Source organism: Ruminiclostridium hungatei (assembly GCF_002051585.1).
Lineage (GTDB): Bacteria > Bacillota > Clostridia > Acetivibrionales > DSM-1351 > Ruminiclostridium > Ruminiclostridium hungatei.
Map to the genome: position 1 here is coordinate 196,315 of NZ_MZGX01000005.1, position 22,348 is coordinate 218,662.

Below are 22,348 nucleotides of genomic sequence, written 5' to 3' on the forward strand. Positions count from 1 at the left end.
AGACTATGCTTAAGGATGCTTTACCAAAAATAAATACGCCTTTGCCGGGACCCAAGGCCAGGGCTGTAATAGAAAGAAGAAGCAACGCCATGCCGGGAGCTATCCGGTGCTCTTATCCCTGTGTGATAAGCAGGGGCGAGGGGGCCATGCTGGAGGATGTGGACGGCAATATATTCCTGGATTGGGTCGGCGGGGTAGGAGTCTTAAATGTAGGGTACAGCCATCCTGAACTGATTGCTGCTGTAAAAGACCAGTCGGAAAAGTTTTTTCATGCCATGATGAATATTGTGACCCATGAAGGATACATAAGGCTTGCAGAGAAGATGAACAGGATTGTTCCTGTAAGGAATAAAAAAAGAAGGACCATGTTTGCGAATTCGGGAGCTGAGGCAATTGAAAATGCCGTAAAAATTGCAAAGTCATATACCGGCAGGCCCAATATCATAGTTTTTTCCGGTGCTTTTCACGGAAGAACCCTGCTGGCCTCGGCAATGACGGCGAAAAAAGCATATGCCTACGGACTGGGGCCGTTTCCCGACGGAGTGTACCGGGCGGAATTCCCGTATTTGTACCGTGGCCCCAAAGGATATTCCGAAGCCGAGGCCATAGACTACTATGCCGACAAGCTTGGGAAGATATTTGAAGAGGCGTCTCCTGCACAGCATGTTGCGGCGATTGTTCTGGAACCGGTCCAGGGAGAAGGGGGCTTCATTCCGGCACCCTTGGAATGGGTTAAGGCAGTAAGAAAGCTATGTGATGCACACGGGATATTGCTGGTAGCAGACGAAGTCCAGACAGGCTTTGCCCGTTCAGGGAAAATGTTTGTTTCAAATTATTGGGAGGAGACCGGCTGTGCCCCCGATATTATTGCTGCCGCCAAATCAATCGCAGGAGGGATTCCGCTGAGCGCAGTAACAGCAGGGGAAGACATATTTGACGGTGTAAAGGGCGGAATAATAGGCGGAACCTACGGAGGAAATCCTCTGGCCTGTGCATCGGCCTTAAAGGTAATTGAAATAATCGAAAGAGAACAGCTTTGTGCGCGGTCTCTGGAAATTGCAGAAAAGTGCAGGAGCACATTTGCGCTCTGGATGGAAAAGTACCCGGAGATAGGGGATGTCCGCGGCATCGGATGTATGATGGGAATAGAGTTTGTCACCGATAAAGAAAGCAAGACTCCTGCTCCGGAGCTTGTTTCGGACATTATTCAATTGGCGGTACAAAATGGTCTGATTATCGAAAGTGCGGGAGCATATTCAAATGTCATACGGTTTCTGTGTCCCCTGGTTGTTACGGACCCACAGCTTGACTGCGGGCTGAAAATTCTGGAGTCGGCTATTGAGGCATGTGTGGCTGGAAAATAAGTTCTCTTGAATTATAAAATTGAGATAACCTCCAATATTAAAAATAGAAAAAGACAGTAAAAGGTTAAAAACCTGTTACTGTCTTTTTTGCTTTATCTGTTATTTCAGCTTTAAATATAAGTATTGTACCTGAACGAGCACTGCTACCATATATGCTGAATTGCCACCCTCAAAGTAGTCCCGCAGTTGTGCAAAACGGCCTTCCTCTTCCTTGTGACCTGGACAGCCGGTCTTTTATCAGGAAAGAGAGAGGCTGAAAGCGTGTTTGAAGCTAGTGGAAGAGCTTGTCAACCGGCTCAGGGCCAAGTGGAAGTTGTCGGCTTCCAGCCTGATTTGTCAATCCAGGCGGCTCGCTTTAACAGGAAGTTTTGAAGAATCGTTATCTGTTCTTCCCATGTCTGTGTAGTCTGTGTGCCGAAACCGCCAACAGTAGATGTGTTAAGATTATTCCACTTTTGGAAGTTGCGTTTTGCGGCATTGTTCAGAGGTGTTGTCAGCCTTTGAACCAGGGCTGTGAGCTGTGCGTCGGAAAGCGGACCCTTACGCAGCTCCTGCCAGCGGGCGTTTATTTTCGCCTGGAAGCTGGGATCCTGCATCAGCTTGTAGTACCAGTCCACGGTAGTGCTCATTCCCGGGAACATAGGCTGGAACTGCCAGCCTTCTACATAGGAAGTGGGCATGCCCATCATTTTCACACAGTCATAACCCAGGTCATAATCCCAGAGAGGACCTGCCTTGAGCTTCTTGTCACGGTCCTTGTATATATATGTGCTGCGCATGTATGAGTCACCTTGACGGGCCATCTCGTTTTCAATAATGTAATTTATGAAGGAATCAACGTCTATGTATGCGGGATAACCGGTGGTAGGGTCGGAAGGCGTCGTGCTGTGAATGGCATTCTGGACTTTCTGGATGTAGTTGGATATCCATGTCAATTGTTGAGGAAGCAAATCATCCGGTTCTACAATTTCCAGGTCGCTCCAGCCTGTACCTTTTACCAGAGGACCGTCAGTGGCCATCATGTTAAACTGCATGAGATAACCGCCGCTGATTTTTGGCTCTGCCAGGTCGTCCGCCTTAAGCTTCTTTATGTCCAGACGGTCCTTGTCAATTTCTATTTGCTCTGTGAGCAGGTAGACACCTTGGTAATCACTGGCGGAAACCGGCTGGTTGTCCAGGTTGAGATAAACCTCCACAAATGCATAGCGAGGTGCCTGAAGGCCGATACTCTTTCCCATTTCATAAGCCAGGGCGTTACGGATAAGAGATTTGTCAGGGAAAGGTGAAAGCAGGCACCAGTCTCCATCTCCCGGCATACCCAGTATGGGGTATTTGGCATCCTTATTTTCATTATCCCACAGTTCCAGACGATAGGGTGTCTTCTCAAAATTAGCGGATGACTGGCCTCTCACATGGAAGCCTCCGCGAGTTGCGAGAGACGGGGCCTGCAGCAGGGAAGCCTCATTGTTCTTGGGCTCCATAAGCATTATTGCAGTATCTATGTATTCACGCCCCGGTTTTCCCTTACCATAGGCATCCAGAATCAGTACCGGCAGGTCGTGCTTGGCGTCGATGGAGCTGGCTACATATACCGCAGTACCCACTGCGCCGCTTGGAGCCCCGTTTATAAAGGACTGGGCCCTGAGCTGCGTGGTTTTTGCAAATGACAGGGCATTGCTGTACAGTGTAGAATTTATGGTTGGAACACTACCGTCGGTAGTGTATCGAATTTGAGAATTGGCAATTTTGGAGTTTAGTGTGACTGAAATTTGATTTTTAAAAGTGCTGCTGGGCACCGAGAAGACAATGTCACCGGTCAGTGCTTCGGCCGGAGTGGCTTCTCCTTTGTCTGCCGGAAATTTGGATATAAGGTTTTGAAGATACTGCTTCAGCAATGAGCAGTCTATGGCGTCAATACTGCCGTCACCATTCAAATCGGCAGCCGAAGGATTGGTAATAGTCATTACCCCCAGCAGGGCTCCCTTCATCATGGAATAGTCCAGTGCGTCTATGGCACCGTCTGAATTTACGTCACCATACAACGGAGCTGCAGAAGCATACATAAACGTAAACACACTTGTGGCAATTGCAATTATTGCCGACAAGGCAAGAATACGAAATTTTTTCATAAAAAATACCTCCTCAATTAAGTTTTAATAATTATCTTGTGGTTGATTTTCCCACAATACTCTGCAGTAACTACCTAAAAAGGCAAATAAACATTACATATGAATTTTTCAAGGAACAGAGGCACCTATTCTGCACCGGATTTAAAAATAACAAAAGCAAGCATAAATAGGAAAAAATTACAACTATAATTATAACCTGAAATAATTTCTTTTTCATGAAAATATTGTAAAAAAACCTTATTTTTAAAATAAAGCTGCAAAACGGGCATTTATTTTTGATTTTTTAGCTGTTGATAGATTCGGAAGCAGGCTGATAACTTATGTTATTTAAGAATTATGAGGATAAAAGGGTATGCAGGGAGAGGTTTGAATAAAACAGAAGAAATGAGAAATGTGCTGCAAAGATTGAAATAATTTAACATTTTATAGTAAAATTAAAAATAATAGCCATAAAATAAACAAGTCAGAGAAAAAGATATTTTAATTTAACTCGTTGTGTCCTTCCGGGGCATGAAAACTTATCTGTCAAATTAACCGGCACAACAGGTTAATTTATGTTGAAATCATTTATAATCAATTATGGAAGAAAGGATTTTTATGAAAATTAAATATCAAAAAACTATTTTGCTCATTGTTTTGGGAGTTTTTATATTGGCAGCCGGCATATTCGTACTGTCAGGCATTATAAGTCCTGTTGGCAGCGGCAGCCTGGCTGCAGGCAAAGAAACAGCCGCGGAAGGAACTGACAGGCTTATGGAGGAACTGAAGCTGGCTGCAGGCCGGGAGAGCAAAATTTCAGTTTTATATACCGATGATTTCGATAAAAATCTTAAACGGGAAGTGTTTGCTCTGGTGGAACCCCAAGGGGAAAACGGAGAGGCTTATTTCAACGGGCAGGTATGGTACGCAGATGAGTCCACTGTAAAAATGCTGCTGGAAGCCGGTGCGGATGTGGATTCAGCGGAGATTTGGGATGTGGGGAGTCAGAAACTGTTTCATGTGGAGGAGGGTTATGGAGGAAGCGGCTCTATTTCACATGTCTGGTCTGTTAAAGAGGGAAAACCCTATGAGATTGAATATGCAGGGGAGTCCCTGCAATACGCCGGAGAAAAACAGTTCATAACCTGCCCCGGTTCGTTTGACCTGCTGCGGGATGGTTCGGGAGGACATACCTGGAAGCCGTATTATTTATATTTTGATGAAGCAAGCGGTACGCTGAAGGAATATGGAGGGATAAAAATAAGCCTGGAGCAATTGCTTGAATTAAAGGGGACACCGGAAATTGTAAAAAAGCTGGAGGACAGAGGCGGCAAAATTACCGGCATATTTTACAGGAGCAACGGTATAATTAATATAAATTACGTGGAGGGAGCCTACAATTTAAATATAACTCTGCTTGTCAAGGACGGCGGGGTCACAACAGAGGCGGGCAGCATAGACAAACCTGATTATGACCGGGGAGGCATCTATAAGGCGGCTGCCTTTGAAGCCATTGCCGCCTATCCTGAAAAATTCGGATATTAGTACGGCATTCGGTAAATCCTGGCACATAATTTGGATATGTTTTTTAAATTGATGCACCCTATTTATCCAATGTTGTACTGGATAAGCGATATAAAAGTGGGGGCAGATTCTTGACCATACCCCCACTTTTAATTTAAAAAACATAATTGACTGCTTGTATATAACCATGCTGCCTAATCCCTATATTGGCATCTGAAATTCCTTATTGCAGTGTCGGCACTGTCCAATCAACCCACTTTGCCTTGTCAAAAGTATAGGTCTTATCTGATCTGAACACGTTGGTGTTGCTGTTTTGTCCCAGCAGGAACTTTTGGATGTAGGCTGTCAATTCCGGCTGCTGCGATGCCGGGAACTGGCAGTGACCATGTCCTCCAATGGATGAATAGCCCATATTGTCGGTTACGCCAAGTGCCTGATACACCATCCGGCCGGCAGTTGATATGTTAAAGCAACTGAGGTTGCCCAGCCAGGTGAAGTCTGGATTCTCAATGACCAGCAGGCCTCTGGGTGCACATAGGGCCAATATTTCATGATGGTCATAGGGCAGCTTGGTAGTGTTATTTACAAATTGGTTAAGTGATTTTGCAAACCAGCAATTTTCACCAACTATCTGGGAAAGAGTCTGTACATCTTCACCATTTCTCTTTTGATCATCTGCGGTTCTCCAGCCGGAAGCTCCACCGTTACCGGATTCCTGAGGAACAGTGAGAGCTATTCTCTCATCAAAAGCTCCAATTGCCAGAGCACCTTTACCGTTACGTGAACCGCCTGTTACACCCAGCTTGGTTGGGTCGATTTTAGCAGCCGGTGTGGTTTCAAGAGCATCAATCAGACGGTCTACTCCCCAGGCCCATGCAATAAGTGCACCTGCATCATAGCTGCTGCCGTACAGGTCAAAGAATTTACCTTTGCCTCTTGAACTTCCATCAACCTGCTGTGCCACTTCATCTGCCGGGAAAGTGATCAGGGCGACTCCCAGCTTCAGTATTTCGGAAGTATTAAGAGTGTTCATATTTACTCCTATCATTGCAGGATAGGTAGTCTTGGAGGTGGTAGGATACTGTATGGAACATTTAAAGGAAATGGTCTTTCCGTTTTGTGTACAGGTAACAGTAATAGCATTGCTGCTGAAAGCTCCTGTAACCGTCTGGGGCTTCGGCGGTTTAACTCCGTATTCAAAGGCCTGGGCCAGGGCACTGATTTCAGCACGGCGGGAATTCCATTCGCTTATACTGCTGACGCGGGTTCCTTTTTTGCTGCCTGTTTTAAACATAAAGGGATCAGGCAGTTTCGTAATTGCCTGCAGTGACTGGAAGGAAGGAATCTGTATGGGCTCATCAGGGGGATTGCCTACAGGGAGCTTTGGGATTACTCCAAGCAAAAACTGCTTCAGATATGACAAATCCAGCGCATCGATGCTGTTGCTGTAGTCAAGGTCTGCTGCACTTTTCCCCTGGGAGCTTGGGAAATCGGTCAGCTTTCCAAGCAGATAGGATTTCATTAAAGAGTAGTCAATAGCATCCACGGCGGAGTCACCATTCAGGTCTCCATAAACCAGACTTGCTGCAAAGCCCACGCCTGGAACTGCTATCATACAAATTAACATAGACATAATTATAAAAAACATTACTGATCTTTTGGTGTTTCTCATTTTCACGAACATAAATTTACCTCCTGTTTTCTCTTTTTGATTTTTTCTTGCTTCAAGCCTGATTAAGCGCCCTTGTCTGTCTGCGCAAAGGCAGGACACAAAAAAAGGCAGCAGTCAGGCCATTAATTTGGGGCATAATTTGTATCAATAAAAATATAGGGCAGGATATTGGATGTTTTTTAAAAATCGCATATAGGGGTGTAAAAATCAGCAGCAAAGGATATTGATAATTTTTTCTATGTTTGTCTTTTCAAGAGAATCTCACCCCCCCTCTCCTGTAAATCTCCAGGAATGTGCTGTCATAACCAATTAGCTGTCTCAAATTATTTAATCAATACAGGTATAAAATGAAAATAAAGAAAAAATCATATGTTGCGAAGTTATTCAGACTAATAACTAGATATGTGTTACAAATATGGCAATTAAAGTATAACACATGGTTTTTTGTATGTAAATTCCAAATTTGACTAAAATATTGATGAATTGTTTCAAAAGATATACAATTTATATAGTATTTGTATATTCGCTGTGAATTAAACTCTTCAGCTAATGAATATATGGAATGGTAAATATATAGAATAATACATATGTGGATATTATTGCAAAACACGTTCTCTTTTAGCACTTAATTTTAATGGTGCTGATTTTCCCGCCAATAAAGGAGCAGAATATACAGACAGGTACATACGGTCACAATGACAGTAAAGGAGTGCATAAATTGTATAAGTTATTGTTTGTATTAATGTGCAGCCTGTTTTTTTACTATATAACAAAAGACCTACGAGTATTTGCAGGAGTGTTTATATTCCTGACAGCCTTGATGTTCTGGGGGGCGCAAATAGAAACGGTAAATCGCAGGCTGGCTATAAGCCAGGCTCGGGACGACATTGAGGGGGCATTGAGAAAAAGACGAACCCTGTTGGAAAAGGCATATGAGTCAATAAAAGACAGTGCAGCCTTTGGAGAAAGTGAACTGAGCCTGATTGACAGATTGCTTTCAGGTGAAAATAATTCTGAAGGCGAAGATACCGTTTTTAAGGAGTATTACCTACTGCAAAAAATGGTAAAGGACATTCTTGCCGAAAAAATGGAAGGGTCGGCTGAAGACCGGGCTGAAACGGCTTTACAGCCGGAGTGGTTTGACATGGCCTTGAAGGATGTGGAAAATGAATTGAGCACGGCCTGCATTTTCTATAATGACTCTGCGAAAGAGTACAATTCTGCAATCAGCACCTTTCCCACATCTGTGATGGCGAAAATCAACGGATTCGGCCTGATAAACTACTTTGATGCGGATAACGGCAGTTGCTAGCTCAGATATATGTATTTTATGACTTCTTCAATATTTATGTTGTTTACGTTTATATCCTGTACGGGCAGTATTTTAAAAATTCTGGATATCTCATCCTGCAGGCTTGTGGTTAAGGTTTCTATTTCTATATTTGCATTGAAGGGGCCCCCGGAAATCACCTTGAAGCCTTCGAGCAGAGCCGGGTCTACCTGGCGGTTAAATTTGACTTCAATAATCTTCTTATCGGAAAAATATGTTTTCAGTTTATCGATACAATCGTTGAAAACAATATTTCCGCTGTTTATTATGCTGACGTTCTCGCAGAGGTCCTCTATATCGCTCAAGTCATGGGTGGTAACTATAAAGGTGGTTCCCCTGTCCCTATTGACACTCTTGATAAAAGACCTGATAGCTTCCTTTGAAATAATATCCAGACCGATTGTAGGTTCATCCAGGTAAACAAGGGGAGGCTGGTGCAGCATGGCACAGACGAACTCACACTTCATCCTTTCACCCAATGAAAGCTGTCTTACGGGCTTTGAAATCACATCACCGATTTTCAGAAGCTCCTTAAAATAGGACAGGTTTTCGTCAAAGGTTTTATCAGAAATACCATACATCTGCCGGTTGAGGGCAAAGGTGTCGATAGCCGGCAAATCCCACCACAACTGGGACTTCTGTCCGAAGACCACACCTATATTCTTTACGTACTCCTCCCGTTGTGTCCATGGGGTATAGCCCATGACATTTACTTTGCCTTCTGAGGGATAAAGGATGCCGGAGAGGATTTTTATCGTAGTGGATTTTCCTGCGCCATTTGGGCCTATAAGTCCCCGGATTTCGCCCTGGCGGATTTTCAAATCCAGGCCGGCCACTGCCGTGACCAGCGTGTAATCCCTGCTGAACAAGGATTTTAAGGAAGAGAGCAGGCCTGCTTTGTCTCTCTTATGTACTTTGAAGACTTTATTCAAGCCTTCAACATCTATTATGTATTGGTTCATGTGCTTAACCTCCCGCACTGGTATATTTTTTCAGACATTGGTTCCAAATCCTGAGACTTACATAGAAAAACAACACACAGAAGGCGAAAGTAACCGGTACGGTATAATCCAGCCTGTTCAGCAGTGCGTTGGCAGGAATGTTTACCCACACGGCAAAGGGTATAAATGTAATCAAGGCTGTTTTTAAGGTTTTGGAAAAAATACTGACGGGGTATTCTCCGAACCTTAAAAACTGATACATCAATTCATCGAGTCTTCCTATCTGAACCACTATTATCACTATGCTGCTGTATAACGCCAAAAAGCCCATGTACAGTAAAAGGCCGAAAATTACTGCCAGAAGAAAGACTGAAATCTGAGCAAAGCCTATGTACAGTTTCATTCTGATTATGGAGTAAACCATTATAACCGCACCCGGAATAAGAGCTCCTATATTGTTAAGGCTGAAGCCGCTGGCCAGTATTATGCCCATAGGACTATAGGGCTTCAGCAGCAGCCTGTCAAAGTCACCCTGTCTCACTATATCGCTGATGAAATAAGTATTGCTGCCAAAAATCATGGTTTTTACACCTGATATAAACAGCAATATGCCCTGGAATAAGATTATCTGCTCCAGGTTCCAGCCCGGAAAGCCCTTGGTCTGGGTAAATATCAAATATTGAAGGATGGGGCCTGAACTGGAAAAGGCAAGGCCTATTACGGTGCCCAGAATAAAGTCGAACCGGTACTCCATACTGCGGGCTATATCCAATTTACAGTTCCAGAGGAAAAGTTTTATCAATTTCAATAATTTCAGCATATCAACCTCCAGCAGCACAGAACTTCTTTATGAGACTCTTCCAGAGAATCTGAATGGCCGCATAGAATACAATTATCCAGACAATCTGCAGAAATCCTACCCGCAATAGCATTTCCAGGCGGTTGCCTTCCACCCTGTTAAGGAAGAACTGAATGGGCCAGTATATTATATACTTAAAGGGCAAAAAATCAAAAATCCTGTTCAGCCATACAGGCATGAACTCCAGAGGAATGAGACCTCCTCCCACTATTGCCTGGAGTACCTCTCTTATGGCATTTATGGACATATTGTTCTTTATAATCATGGCAGACATTCCAAGAAGGAAGGAAAACATATAGTTAAGAACGAATGCCAGCAGCGCTATCAAAACAAATGAAAAAAAGGATTGAACGGTCATAAATGAGGGAAACAGTATCAGACTGTAAATCAGCATACCCGGCAAAAAATCTACCAGCATTGCAACGATTCTTGACGAGATGGCCCCTGCAAGCATAAAACGGAATACAGAAATCGGCTTCAGCAAATCTGTTGCCAACTGTCCCGATAAAATTTTTCTTGATATCTGATGGGTAATTCCATTCCACACAAAACTCAGAATTACATAATACGCGGTATAATACCAGACCATCTGCTCAAAGCCATAGCCCTTTATGCTCGTTGTATCATTGTAGGCATATATGCTTTTAAAAAGGGACATGTTTATTAAAAGCAGGATAGGCTGGATAATTACGGTCATAGCAAAGGTCCATTTATACTGGAACATAACTTTGAAATTTAATTTTATGACTTCCATGAAAACCTTCATAATATCCCTTTAAACCCCTTGAAATGACAAAAAAGCGAAAGTTACAGAATGATTATTACATATTACCATAAATTACATTTTGCGACAAGAGTTAATTGGTTTGCTGCATTTATTCCCCACAAAATGTTATTCCGTTATGAGACTATTGGGTAACATGTACGACAGCTCTGACCTTAGTACCATCCTCCCAACAGTAAATGTAGGCTGTACCTTTTTTGACACCGGTAATTTTTCCGGTGCTGTCCACATTGGCCACATAGGGATTGCTTGAAGACCAGGAAGGCAGGTTTCCTGAAGAAACGGCTGCGGTTAAGAAGTAAGCTGTTCCTTTTTTGAGGGTTATTTCCGAAGAGCTTAGGAGTATATCCGGTTTTTTTACTGTTACCTCACAGCTTCTGGACACACCGTCAATGGCGGCGGTGATGGTGGCAGTTCCATTTTTTACTGCGGTGACACTGCCGGTTTCATCAACCACGGCAACACTTGGCTTGTTTGTCTTCCACACAGGCATAAAGCCTGAGGATACGGAGGCTGAAAGCTGAAGCTTCTGCCCCCTGTACAAGGATATGCGGGTTTTGCTGAGACTTACGGCAGGGGGCCTGATCCTGACCCTGCAGGAAGCGCTGCTTCCGTCGGAGGATGCTGTTATTACGGTCTCACCGGGCTTTTGACCTGTGACATTTCCATTCTCGTCAACAGTGGCGATACTTGCCTTGCTGCTTTTCCAAATAATTTTGGAGCTGTTTGAAGCAGAGGCTGAGAGCTTGAGCCTTCCGCCCCGTTCTATGGAGGCAGAGGCCTGACTTATGGTTATTTTAGTCTGGCTGACCGTTACTTTACAGGAAGCCTCTGCATTCCGGATTTTTGCTGTCAAAGTGGCAGTGCCTGCTTTTTTTGCCGTAACCTTACCGTAGGTGTTGACAGAAGCAATGGCGGAGTTGCTGCTTTTCCAGGTTGGCAGGCTGCCGTTGGAAGTGACTGCAAGGATATGGAATTCTTTTCCGATATCAACAGTTGCACTGTATTTTGAGAGTAAAATAAAAGAAATGAAACCGGTGGAACTTGCTGATACCTTTTGAAAAGGGAGAGATAAAGAGAGTAATAAAAAGACTAAAAACATGGGAAATAGGGTTTTTCTTGTGTGCGACATTAAAATCCTCCATTCATAGAATGTGAGGAATAAATGCATTATATATGGCAAACCTGTAAATAGTTTATCATATATGGTGCCGGCCTTCAACGGTGAAAAGTGATATTTCTGTTGCACAGGCTGCAAAAAATGGTTAAACTAATATATTCATATAAACATATGCAGCGTCAGTTAAATAAATCATTGATGAAAGGAAGAAAAAAATATGCTGAAAAAGAATGAAACCGCACTGCTGGTCATTGATATGCAGTACGGAGGCGGCGCGCCGGACGGCTCCTTGGTCAGAATGCTGGATGTGGACGTGTCAAAGCAGGAGGATATTGTAACGCCAATAATAGAATTAAAGAAATACTTTAATGAGAACGGTATGCTGGTGGTAAATGTCAAAACCGAATATCAAGAGGATTTCAGTGATTGGAAGATGCTTGACGAGAGATTTGAAGTGAGGAAGTACAAGCACTTTGTAAAAGGTACGGCAGATGCGGAAATCATACCGCCTTTGGCACCCGGGGAAGGGGAAGTCCTGGTTGTAAAGAACAGATGGGATGCCTTTTTTGATACCGAGCTGGATAAGATACTGAAGTCCGGAAATATTAAGAATCTGGTTATAGCAGGCGCTGCCACTGACGTGTGTGTATTGGAAACCTGCAGCCACGCCTTTTCTTTAAATTATAACTGCATCGTGCCCAGGGAAACCACGGCTTCCTTTAATGCCGAGAGGAAGGAAATGGGGCTGGAAATGCTGTCCTTTGGCAGGAGCAAGGTGGTAAGCGTTGACGAAGTATATGAAATGCTGGGGTGATATCTGTCTTGTAACGCCAACAATTTCTGCTAAACATTTAGATAGAAGAAGCCATGAGGTACAAAATGTACTTCATGGCTTCTTTTATATTATTCCTGAAGTAGAAAAATCTGAACTTTTCATATAGAAAAATGAAATTATTATAAAAATTGACATAAATTCTAAATAAATGCTACAATATGGAAACATAATATTGTCTAATTTTCCAAAAGGAGTGTTTTTATGTCAAAAATTGTAAGGTGCATTTCAATTATATTATTATTGTTTTTCACAGTTCAGATTAATTTATCCGCAATAGTATACGCAAGTGAGACTGACAATGTTGTTATGGAAATTTCAATTCCGCTTTTATCAGTTTCCACTGTGAACATTACGGATACAAAGGTTGAATTGGTGTGGTCTGGCAGTGATAGCAGTGTTTTGGCTGTATCATATGAGATTTACCGGAATGACAGCCTTATAAAGGCAGTGGACAGTTTTACATATACGGATATGGAGCTTCAGCCAAATACGAGCTATTACTATAAAATTAAGGCCAAAGATAAAGCAGGAGAAATAGTTGCAGAAAGCAATGTGTTAGACGTTAAAACCAGAGAAAAACAAGAAGAGCTGCCAATGGGCTCCGAAGCAACTGATATTGAGGGTTTGCAACCGACGGCAGTCACTCCGGGATATATAACTGTATCCGGAGATGAAAATGATTTATTGGATAAACAGAGCTCTGATGTGGAAACAGACAGGTTTATCATTAAATATAAGAAAAAGGATATCAAGTTTAATGTAAGTAAGTCCTTTGATAAAATAGAAAAAAAATTAAAGGATAAGGCCAAGCTTAACAAAATATATAAGCATAAGGATTTCGAAATTGTAGTACTTGACAAAAAGCAAAAATTTAAAGACTTAGCAGATGATTTGAAAAAACAGGATGTGGAAAATGATATCCAGTATATACAGCCTGACTACCAGTTGAGCTTGTCGTCCGATGATCCTTACTACAACAGTCAGTGGGGATTGGGGAAAAAATTAGTTCAAAATGATAATGTAGATAGTAGGATATCCATGGAATACAGGATAAAAATGCTGCCGCCTCACTTAAGAGAAGTGGTTGAAGGTAGCCGGGAGCTCAGAAATTTCTTGTTGAACACTCCCGTTGAAGAGATAAGGGAAAAATTAATCAAAATGGACACTTCTATAAGCCTAGAACCTTATATATTATCAGAGCTGGCTAATGAGTCATGTATTACAGAGCCAGAATATATGACATATTCAGTCCTTAGTCAAAATAATAGTTATATTTGTGATGCAGGAGCGGAGGACGCTTGGGAAAAGTCAACCGGTAATGGAGCATTGATAGCGGTGATTGATACAGGGGTAGACGTTGCACATGAAGATTTAGCAGGGAATGTATGGGTAAATTCCGGGGAGATTCCCGGTAATGGACTTGATGATGATGGAAATGGAAAGATAGATGACACTAACGGCTGGAATTTTGTTGACAGCAGCAATCTATTATGGGACCAGGCAAATTTTATTAATGAAAACCACGGTACGCATATTTCGGGAATTATTGCCGCGGTTAAGGACAACAGCGTAGGTATTTCGGGAGTGGCTCCTGCTTCAAAGGTGTTGCCGTTAAAGGTATTTAATAATGGAAAGGCATATACCAGTGATATCATAAATGCTATACAGTATGCCGAGAGCATGGGTGCCAAAGTAGTAAACTGCAGTTGGGGAAGCACTGACGAAAATCCCGCTCTGAAGGAAGCAATACAAAATTCAAATATGCTCTTTGTATGTGCGGCTGGAAACAGCGGTCTGGATATAGACAAAGCACTGATATATCCGGCGGCCTTTGATTGTCCCAACATAATAACGGTGGCGTCTGTAAATAAAGACGGTTGCTTGTCCGGCTTTTCAAATTACGGAGAAGGCTCTGTAGATGTGGCTGCGCCCGGTGAAGCTATTATCAGCACTTTAACCGGTAATTCATATGGTGAGATGAGCGGAACCTCAATGGCGGCAGCTTTCGTTTCTGGTGAGGCCGCACTGCTCTTGAGCAATTCATCAGGAATGAACTGCGTGCAATTAAAAGAAAGAATAGTCAAATGCTCGGAGCATTTATCAAGCCTAACCGGAAAAGTAAGCGGCAGCTCAAAAATCAATTGTATAAATGCGCTTAATGATATTTCAACTGATGAATATATAAATGTTTTAAATGCCATGCTGATGCAAAGTAATAAAGAACAGGCAGGCACGGACGAATTAAGTCCATTCTCAACCTCTGAAGTATCAGGACAGTTTGTTAAGGTTGATGGGGGATCATACTTTACTTTGGCACTGAGAAACGATGGAACAGTTTGGGCTTGCGGTATAAATGATAAGGGCCAGTTGGGTAACAATAGCAGTACAGGAGCGAAATTACCTGTCAATGTTGTGGGTTTATATGGAATTACTTCAATTGCTGCCTGTAATTCTCACGGTATAGCCTTAAGGAATGACGGAACAGTCTGGACATGGGGTTATAACGTAAATGGACAATTAGGAGATGCAACCACGGAAACGAGGCTTTCACCCGTACAGGTAAAAGGGCTTTCTGAAATTACTGCCATTGCAGGCGGGGCGGATTATTGCATGGCCTTAAGAAGCGATGGAACAGTGTGGGCCTGGGGCTACAATTTCTATGGACAGTTAGGAGACGGGACTACAATCAATAAGGCCACGGCAGTGCAGGTGAGCGGTCTCAGTGGAGTAAAGGCGATTGCATGCGGCAGTTATCATAGCTTGGCCTTAAAGGATGACGGAACAGTGTGGGCCTGGGGCTACAACTATTATGGACAAATTGGAGACGGAACAACAGCATCAAAAGCTATAGCTGTACAAGTGGCAGAATTAGAGGGAATTGCATCAATTTCGGCGGGTGACAGCCATAGCCTTGCACTCAAAAATGACGGAACGGTATCGGCCTGGGGCGGAAACTATTATGGACAGCTTGGAGACGGAACAACAACATCAAGAACCACACCAATACAGGTAAACGGATTGGATGGAGTTATGACGATTTCAGCGGGATATGCCCATAATCTCGTACTGAAAAATGACGGAACGGTATTGGCTTGGGGAAAGAACAGCAGTGGACAGCTAGGGGATGGAACAACAGCGAATAAAAGCGTACCAATATTGGTAATGGGATTGAATGATGCAGCTTCCATTGGGTGTGGATATGAGGACAGTCTGGCAGTTAAAACTGATGGAACAGTGTGGGTTTGGGGGCTCAATTCCGAATACGGACAGCTTGGAAAAAATGTGTCTGCATATAGAACTTCTCCGGTTAAAACAAATAACCTGAGTGAAGTTAAAGCCATTGCTGAAGGGAACTATCATAGCCTCGCGTTGAAAAACGACGGAACAGTGTGGTCATGGGGCTACAATTCAGACGGACAGTTAGGCGACGGAACTACGGCAGTAAAATCATCGCCAATACAGGTAAGCGGTATCTCAGGAATTACTGCAATTTCAGCGGGCGAAAATTATAGTTTGGCGCTAAGGAATGACGGAACAGTGTGGGCCTGGGGAAGCAATAATTACGGCCAATTGGGAGACGGAACAACAGATTCAAAGCTTATACCGACACAGGTAAGCGGATTGAGTGGAATTACAGCAATAGCGGCGGCAGATGAACACAGTCTGGCTGTAAAGAATGACGGGACAGTGTGGGCATGGGGAAGAAACTCTCTAGGTGCACTTGGTGATGGAAGCCAGGTAACAAGAACAAGCCCTGTACAGGTAAGCGGGCTGGACGGAATAATAGCAGTTTCTGGAGGCAGTGATTTAAGTGTGGCATTGAAAAATGATGGAACAGTGTGGGCCTGGGGCTATAGTGTTTATGGCAGAATGGGTAACGGTGGATCTGAGGGGGTGAAAACAACTCCTGTGCGTGTAAATACATTGAGCGGAATTACGGCTATTGACACTTGTGACAGCCACAACGTAGCATTGAAAAATGATGGTACAGTTTGGGAATGGGGATTAATAATGGTTTTACCAACAAGATATGTTGTAAAGTCCATACCGGAAAAAGTAAGCGGTTTGAGCGGAATAGTATCCGTTAGTAAGAGCATGGCTTTAAAAGATGATGGGACAGTCTGGACATGGGGGGATAACGAGAAGGGACAGCTTGGTGACGGAACAACAATAGCGAGGGAAACACCGGAATATGTAAGAGAAATTATTGGCGTAAGCGCAATTTCGGGTAGATTATATACTAAGCTGGCTGTGAAAAATGACGGGACAGTGTGGGCCTGGGGGTACAACTGTTATGGGCAATTGGGAAACGGAGAAATGACATATTACGCGAACCCCGAGTATTCATTTGGAACACTTCAAGAATTTCAACCTATTTCTTCAGCGTATGAAGCAGCATGTACCAAAGATAAAGAATTCAGCCTTGTTTTTAAGCTTAAAAACATAAATGACTTTACGAGACGTACCTTTACTGTTACATATGACCCATCTGAGATAAGCAGCGTATCTGATTTGAGCAGGTTTACTTATCTTAAGGAAAAAGGGATTGGGACTATTGCCGGTACAGGAATAACAATCCTGCAAAATGATCCGGGTGTCATCAGATTCAAAGTTGATAAGCCCATACCGGCCGGCAAGACCTGGTCAGGAGTATTAAACGTCATAGTGCTTAAAGCTGCTGTGACAGGACCGGTCACATTAAGCTGCAGGGTGGAGTAGGGAGAAGCACGATTTGCTAAAAGTGATAAATTAAGCCTTTTGGAGGTATACAAATATATGATAAAGTTTCTGAGAAAAAAATTAACTAAGGCATTGACTGCTGTTCTGGTGGCTGCCAACCTGTTATCTGCTATTCCTGTTAACGCTTCAGTTGGAAGCAGCCCTGATATAAATCAGAGTATAAACTCTGTTGCGGCTGTTACCGATAAAAGTGAAAAGACAACAAAAGAAAATAGTGCTTTAAAAGAAGATATGGCACAGTATTATAATTCCTTAAAAAATAATGCTTCTGATAGTATGACGAGTGAAAGCGAAGTGGTACAAGAAAAGCCCCAAAGAGCTCTTTCGGAAAAGGAGAAATCTCAGATCATTGTAAAGTACAGGAATGTGAATAAAAGGGAAAATATTAAAAGCAAGGTTAAAGCAAAAGCTAAATTATCAAAAATGAAAACTCTTAAAAGCTTTTCAAAAAGCAAAATAGATATAATAGATGTGGGAAGCGATTCTGATATTAAATCTATAGTTAAGGATTTTGAAGACGACCCGGACGTGGAATATGTGCAGCCTAACTACATATTGACTGCTTCTGACACAGTGCCTCCTGACTTGAAGGATTTAAATATTGTGTATACGGATACTGAATTTGAAACATTTAATGATTTAAAACCTGAAATAATCACAGGTAAAAATATCAATATTGAAAAGGCGTGGAAATTAACCAAAGGCTCTCCGGAGGTTACAGTAGGTATTCTTGACAGCGGAATAAGCATAAGCCACAAGGATTTGGCAGGCAATATTTACGTCAATAAAAATGAAATACCCGGCAATAACATCGATGATGACAATAATGGCTACATTGATGACGTAAATGGGTGGGATTTTGTCAATAAGGACAATATAGTCGAAGATGGAGATATAGGCGTACACGGAACGCATATTGCAGGAATAATCGCAGCCTTGCAAAATAATGGAGGAATTTGCGGACTTGCTCCAAAAGTAAAAATTCTTCCGCTCAAGTTTATTAACGATACATATGGATATACTTCCGATGCAATTGAAGCAATTGAATATGCAAAAGCCCTAGGAGTAAAAATAATAAACTGCAGTTGGGGAAGCGAATATTATAATCCTGCCTTGAAAGAAGCTATGAAAAATAGTGAAATGCTGTTTATATGTGCGGCTGGCAATAATAATGAGGATGTACTCATTAACCCAATATATCCTGCTTGCTTTGATCTGCCCAATGTTATTTCGGTTACGGCTGTTGATAAAAATGGAAATCTGGCCGAGTTCTCCAATTATGGTAAAGAAGTGGAGTTAGCGGCACCCGGTGTTGATATATTAAGCACACTGCCTTCCTCCGATGCATATCAGAGGTTGAGCGGAACCTCAATGTCAGCGGCATACGTTTCCGGACTGGCAGCTCTTATAAAAAGCTACAAGCCCGGTGTATCTGTTTATGATATTGCAGATGCCTTAAGTTCAAATGTAAAAAAAGACAACAGGCTGAAAGACAAAGTGGCTTCAGGGGGAATAGTAGATGCTTACCAGGCTCTGAGCAATATCAAGACAGGCACAAAACCTGAAAGCAAATTGTCCAATGATCCTGAAACCGTTGACATTCATATTGACAATTCCAATCAGGAGCTGGCCGATACGCCTACCATATCCAATCCATTCAAATATGATAAATATAATTCGGGACAATACACAAAAGATATAGAAGAGGGCGTGGATAAAAACACCGGAAGCATAAACTTGAACAAAAACCTGCTCAGCCTCAAGGGCAAAAGCGGTCTGGATTTAAATCTGAGTTTAAATTATGATTCCAATAATGCCGGACTGTTTGAGGCGGATTACAAACAAAATTTAACATACCTTTTCAATTATAACGTATTTTGTTTTCATTCCATATATCCGGTTGAGAATATATTTATGGAGCCAATGGGAGTATCCTATCCGCCATATGACTTTTTTGAAGCAAAATATGGCACCACAAATATCAGTGAGGCATTCAATAAATATGAGGAATACCGTCAGCTATGGGTAAATAACGGGTCAAACAGCAGTGATCCGTTATTTAAGTACAATGTTGTGAAATTCATGTCAAGAAGTAATATCTGGATAAATTACGATCAATGCCTTAATGTGAACAATCCCACCACCTATGCTGAGAAATCCGGGAATATAGGCTCGGGCTGGAATTGGGCCTTTTCCTCAATAGAAAGTGCAAACGGTCAGAAATACCTGCACCTGGACAATGGCTCCGCTTACCAGATTGAAATTACAGCCACAGCCGGTGATTCAAATTTGAAGGGTTACACTTTGAAGGATATCCGGCTTGAATATGACAGCAGCTTTTCAAACGGAACATTGACGTCATATTATGCCTTGTTCTATAAGGATGGCAATAAAGAGTATTTTGACAGTGACGGTAAATTAATTGGTAAGGTTGACAGATTTAATAACAAGATAAAATTTGAATATTACACCGGGGATACAAAGCTATGGAAGATAACCGACACTGCAGGCAGGGTTATCACCTTTACCTATACTCAAAATACAGATACCAGGACGCTGACTGTCTCCTGGTCAGACCCGTATAATGCAAGCATAGTGCTGACTTCTGAAAAGGTAAGCGGGTACGGTGACGACTATGTTCTGAAATCCATAGAAAATCAGGAACTGCAGACAACTACCTTTGACTATTCTTTTGATTCTGCAAGCTATAACTTCTTCTCAAAAGAGAGTTCTTATGTGACCGCGCAAAATAATGTCTTTGCAAATATTAAAAGGGTTACATATCCAACTGCTGCCTGCACGGAATATACCTACGAAAAATCAACCCGGAATTTAGGCAGCGGGGGCATACAGGAATACTACAGGGCTAAAAGCAGAAAAGACAATACCAATGGTAAGGATTATACGCTGAGAACCTTTGCATACTCCAGCGATAATTACTCCGGATATCCGCAGTATAAGGATCCCAGTGCGCTTTCAAGCGACTTTACCTACACTACAACAGTTACGGATACTGACAATAATACGAAGGTATATACATATGACTACAAGCATCTGCTGAAAGCCGAGGAGACCAGGGAAAACGGTACAACTGTGACTGAAGCCGCAAGCTATGCATACGATAATAACAAGCTGCCCACAAGGCTTGCATACAGAAGTTATAATAAAGCCACGGGCTCATATATGGAAAAGATACAGAATTTCCAATATAACGATTTCGGGGACTGCCTGTATTATTGGGGTCCTCAGGCAAACGGCGATACCGGCAATAACGAGTACAAAACCTCATATATTTATGAAGAAATCTATCATTATGTTATCAAAAAGACATATAAAGCGGATCAAAATACAACCATTGAAGAAATCTGCCGGCCCAGCTCAGATACGAAAAATATAGAATGGGCTGTGCTATATGTAAATGGTGTACAAAAGGAACAGGCAACACGGTTTTTGTATGACTCTTCCGGAAGGATAACCGAAGAGCGAAGATATAAGGACGGCCTTATGGAATACATATCCATGATGTATTTCTATGACAGCAGTATCTTAAACGGTGCTTATGTCACAAAAAAATGGACTATGGACATACGGGATGCCGATGGCTTAACAGCAAAATATTTTGAAAGCGGGAAAGACAGCCAAAGCTACAAATATGATTGGTATGGCAATGTAACAACAGTTTCAAATAACGGCAAACCGACGGAGTATTCATATGACAGGCTGGGGAGGATGTACAGGGAATCCGTGGAGAGTGGCCCTTTCAAATCGTGGAGCTATATAAGTGACCCAAGTGAAAACAGCGTTAGGATTTCAGATGAGAATGGATGTGATGTTTTATACTTTGCAAAGGCCAATATGCGTAAGCTGGTTTACGACGGCTTGGGCAACCTTGTACAAGAGCAGGTATATAACGAAAATCCCGGTACGGGAAAGGCGGAGTATATTCCGGTTAAGCAGTATTCCTACGATCAGGAATGCCGGCTTGACTGGGAAAAGGATCTGGTCAGCGGAGCTGTGACAGACTATGCTTACTATCAGGACGGCAGACTTCAAGTAAAGCAGATAAATGATACAAAAAACTCAGATGCTTTGTTGTATAAGGAGAGCTACACATATGACGACGCCTGTAATAATGGTGAATTTTTAAAAACCACAAAAACAGTTCTTGGGGAAGCAAATGCGCCGTCAATAACCTCGGTGGCCTATACGGATAAAATGGGAAGGCTTGTGAAACAAGGCAGTCTTCATAACGGGGCGGAGTACCTGGATACCTTTGAGTATGATTATGTGGGTAATAAAATAAAGGAAAAAACTGCCCGTGCATATGACGAGCCCGGGGTATATTCAAATTTTGACTATACTACCAGGTTTGACTATGATTTTGCAGGACGTGTAATCAGGACAACAAATGCAGACGGAACCTTTTCAACAGCAGAATATGATGCATTGGGAAGGCTTAAACGGACTGCGGATTACAAAAGCAACCTGACAAGCCCCGCTGTCTATTGGACATCCTATGAATATGACAATCTGGGACGGTTGATAAAAGAAAAAATACCCTTCCAAAATGAAAACGGCACAATATATTATACAATCAAAAAGCATTACTATGACAGCAACGGAAATATGGTTACGGACATGGTCACCAATAATATGCCCGGCCAGGAATTATCCTATTCCAGGAAGGACCATGAATATGACAGCCGGAACAGGCTCATAAAGGTTATTACACATAAAAATACTGATCCTGAATATAACCAATACAGCATTGAGGCCACAGAATACTATACACAGTACTTTTATGATTTTTCGGGAAATAAGCTTAGAATGTTCACGGGGCTCAGCTCGCCATTAAATATTACTAATGCGGACAATGTTTCAGTTTCGGGAGACAGTGAATATTCAACTACCAAATATGAATATGACCGTTTTTATCACATTACAAAAATGACAGATCCAAATGGAAATATCGAAAACTATTCATATGATTTAAACGGAAACCTGCTGCAAAAGACGGATAAAAACGGCAGCCTGCTGAAAATGAGCTACGACGTACTGGGAAGGCTATTGG

The 22,348-nt window shown here is 42.4% G+C and carries 12 protein-coding genes; 6 read left to right on the top strand and 6 right to left on the bottom strand.

Features of this window, described 5'->3' with window-relative positions:
- Positions 1-5 precede the first annotated feature (5 nt).
- Entirely contained in the window at positions 6-1,364 is a 1,359-nt protein-coding gene (locus tag CLHUN_RS05515; protein WP_080063576.1) for an aspartate aminotransferase family protein, read from the top strand.
- A gap of 296 nt (positions 1,365-1,660) precedes the next feature.
- Here the strand turns inward: CLHUN_RS05515 and CLHUN_RS05520 are convergent, their stop codons facing one another.
- Positions 1,661-3,493, bottom strand: a complete 1,833-nt coding sequence (locus tag CLHUN_RS05520) for a CotH kinase family protein (RefSeq protein WP_080063577.1) — start codon at positions 3,491-3,493, stop codon at positions 1,661-1,663.
- A 597-nt stretch (positions 3,494-4,090) separates the two neighbouring features.
- Here CLHUN_RS05520 and CLHUN_RS05525 point away from each other — a divergent pair.
- Complete coding sequence (locus CLHUN_RS05525) at positions 4,091-5,017, top strand: hypothetical protein (protein WP_080063579.1); 927 nt, start codon at positions 4,091-4,093, stop codon at positions 5,015-5,017.
- A 202-nt stretch (positions 5,018-5,219) separates the two neighbouring features.
- Here CLHUN_RS05525 and CLHUN_RS05530 read toward each other — a convergent pair whose 3' ends face one another.
- Positions 5,220-6,680 (bottom strand): dockerin type I repeat-containing protein, encoded by a 1,461-nt coding sequence (locus CLHUN_RS05530; protein ID WP_080063580.1) that lies wholly within the window; start codon positions 6,678-6,680, stop codon positions 5,220-5,222.
- 706 nt (positions 6,681-7,386) lie between these two features.
- Between CLHUN_RS05530 and CLHUN_RS05535 the strand changes: the two genes are divergently transcribed.
- Positions 7,387-7,980: a LemA family protein gene (locus CLHUN_RS05535; RefSeq protein ID WP_165755672.1), complete on the top strand. Its 594-nt coding sequence runs from the start codon at positions 7,387-7,389 to the stop codon at positions 7,978-7,980.
- Here the strand turns inward: CLHUN_RS05535 and CLHUN_RS05540 are convergent.
- From CLHUN_RS05540 to CLHUN_RS05555, 4 genes are all read right to left on the bottom strand, one after another.
- Entirely contained in the window at positions 7,977-8,960 is a 984-nt protein-coding gene (locus CLHUN_RS05540; protein ID WP_080063582.1) for an ABC transporter ATP-binding protein, read from the bottom strand. The two genes, CLHUN_RS05535 and CLHUN_RS05540, sit on opposite strands and share 4 nt — an antisense overlap.
- 4 nt (positions 8,961-8,964) lie before the next feature.
- Complete coding sequence (locus tag CLHUN_RS05545; protein WP_080063583.1) at positions 8,965-9,759, bottom strand: ABC transporter permease; 795 nt, start codon at positions 9,757-9,759, stop codon at positions 8,965-8,967.
- 1 nt (position 9,760) lies between these two features.
- Positions 9,761-10,564, bottom strand: coding sequence for an ABC transporter permease (locus CLHUN_RS05550; RefSeq protein WP_080063584.1), 804 nt, complete (start codon positions 10,562-10,564; stop codon positions 9,761-9,763).
- Between the two features lie 142 nt (positions 10,565-10,706).
- The gene (locus CLHUN_RS05555; protein WP_080063585.1) at positions 10,707-11,714 is read right to left on the bottom strand and encodes an Ig-like domain-containing protein; all 1,008 of its coding nucleotides are present in this window, start codon (positions 11,712-11,714) and stop codon (positions 10,707-10,709) included.
- A gap of 205 nt (positions 11,715-11,919) precedes the next feature.
- Between CLHUN_RS05555 and CLHUN_RS05560 the strand changes: the two genes are divergently transcribed.
- From CLHUN_RS05560 to CLHUN_RS05570, 3 genes are all read left to right on the top strand, one after another.
- Positions 11,920-12,516, top strand: a complete 597-nt coding sequence (locus CLHUN_RS05560) for a cysteine hydrolase family protein (protein ID WP_080063586.1) — start codon at positions 11,920-11,922, stop codon at positions 12,514-12,516.
- Between the two features lie 222 nt (positions 12,517-12,738).
- Positions 12,739-17,256, top strand: coding sequence for an RCC1 domain-containing protein (locus CLHUN_RS05565; RefSeq protein WP_080063587.1), 4,518 nt, complete (start codon positions 12,739-12,741; stop codon positions 17,254-17,256).
- A gap of 57 nt (positions 17,257-17,313) precedes the next feature.
- Positions 17,314-22,348: S8 family serine peptidase (locus tag CLHUN_RS05570; RefSeq protein ID WP_165755673.1), on the top strand; the 5,035-nt coding region annotated here is incomplete at its 3' end.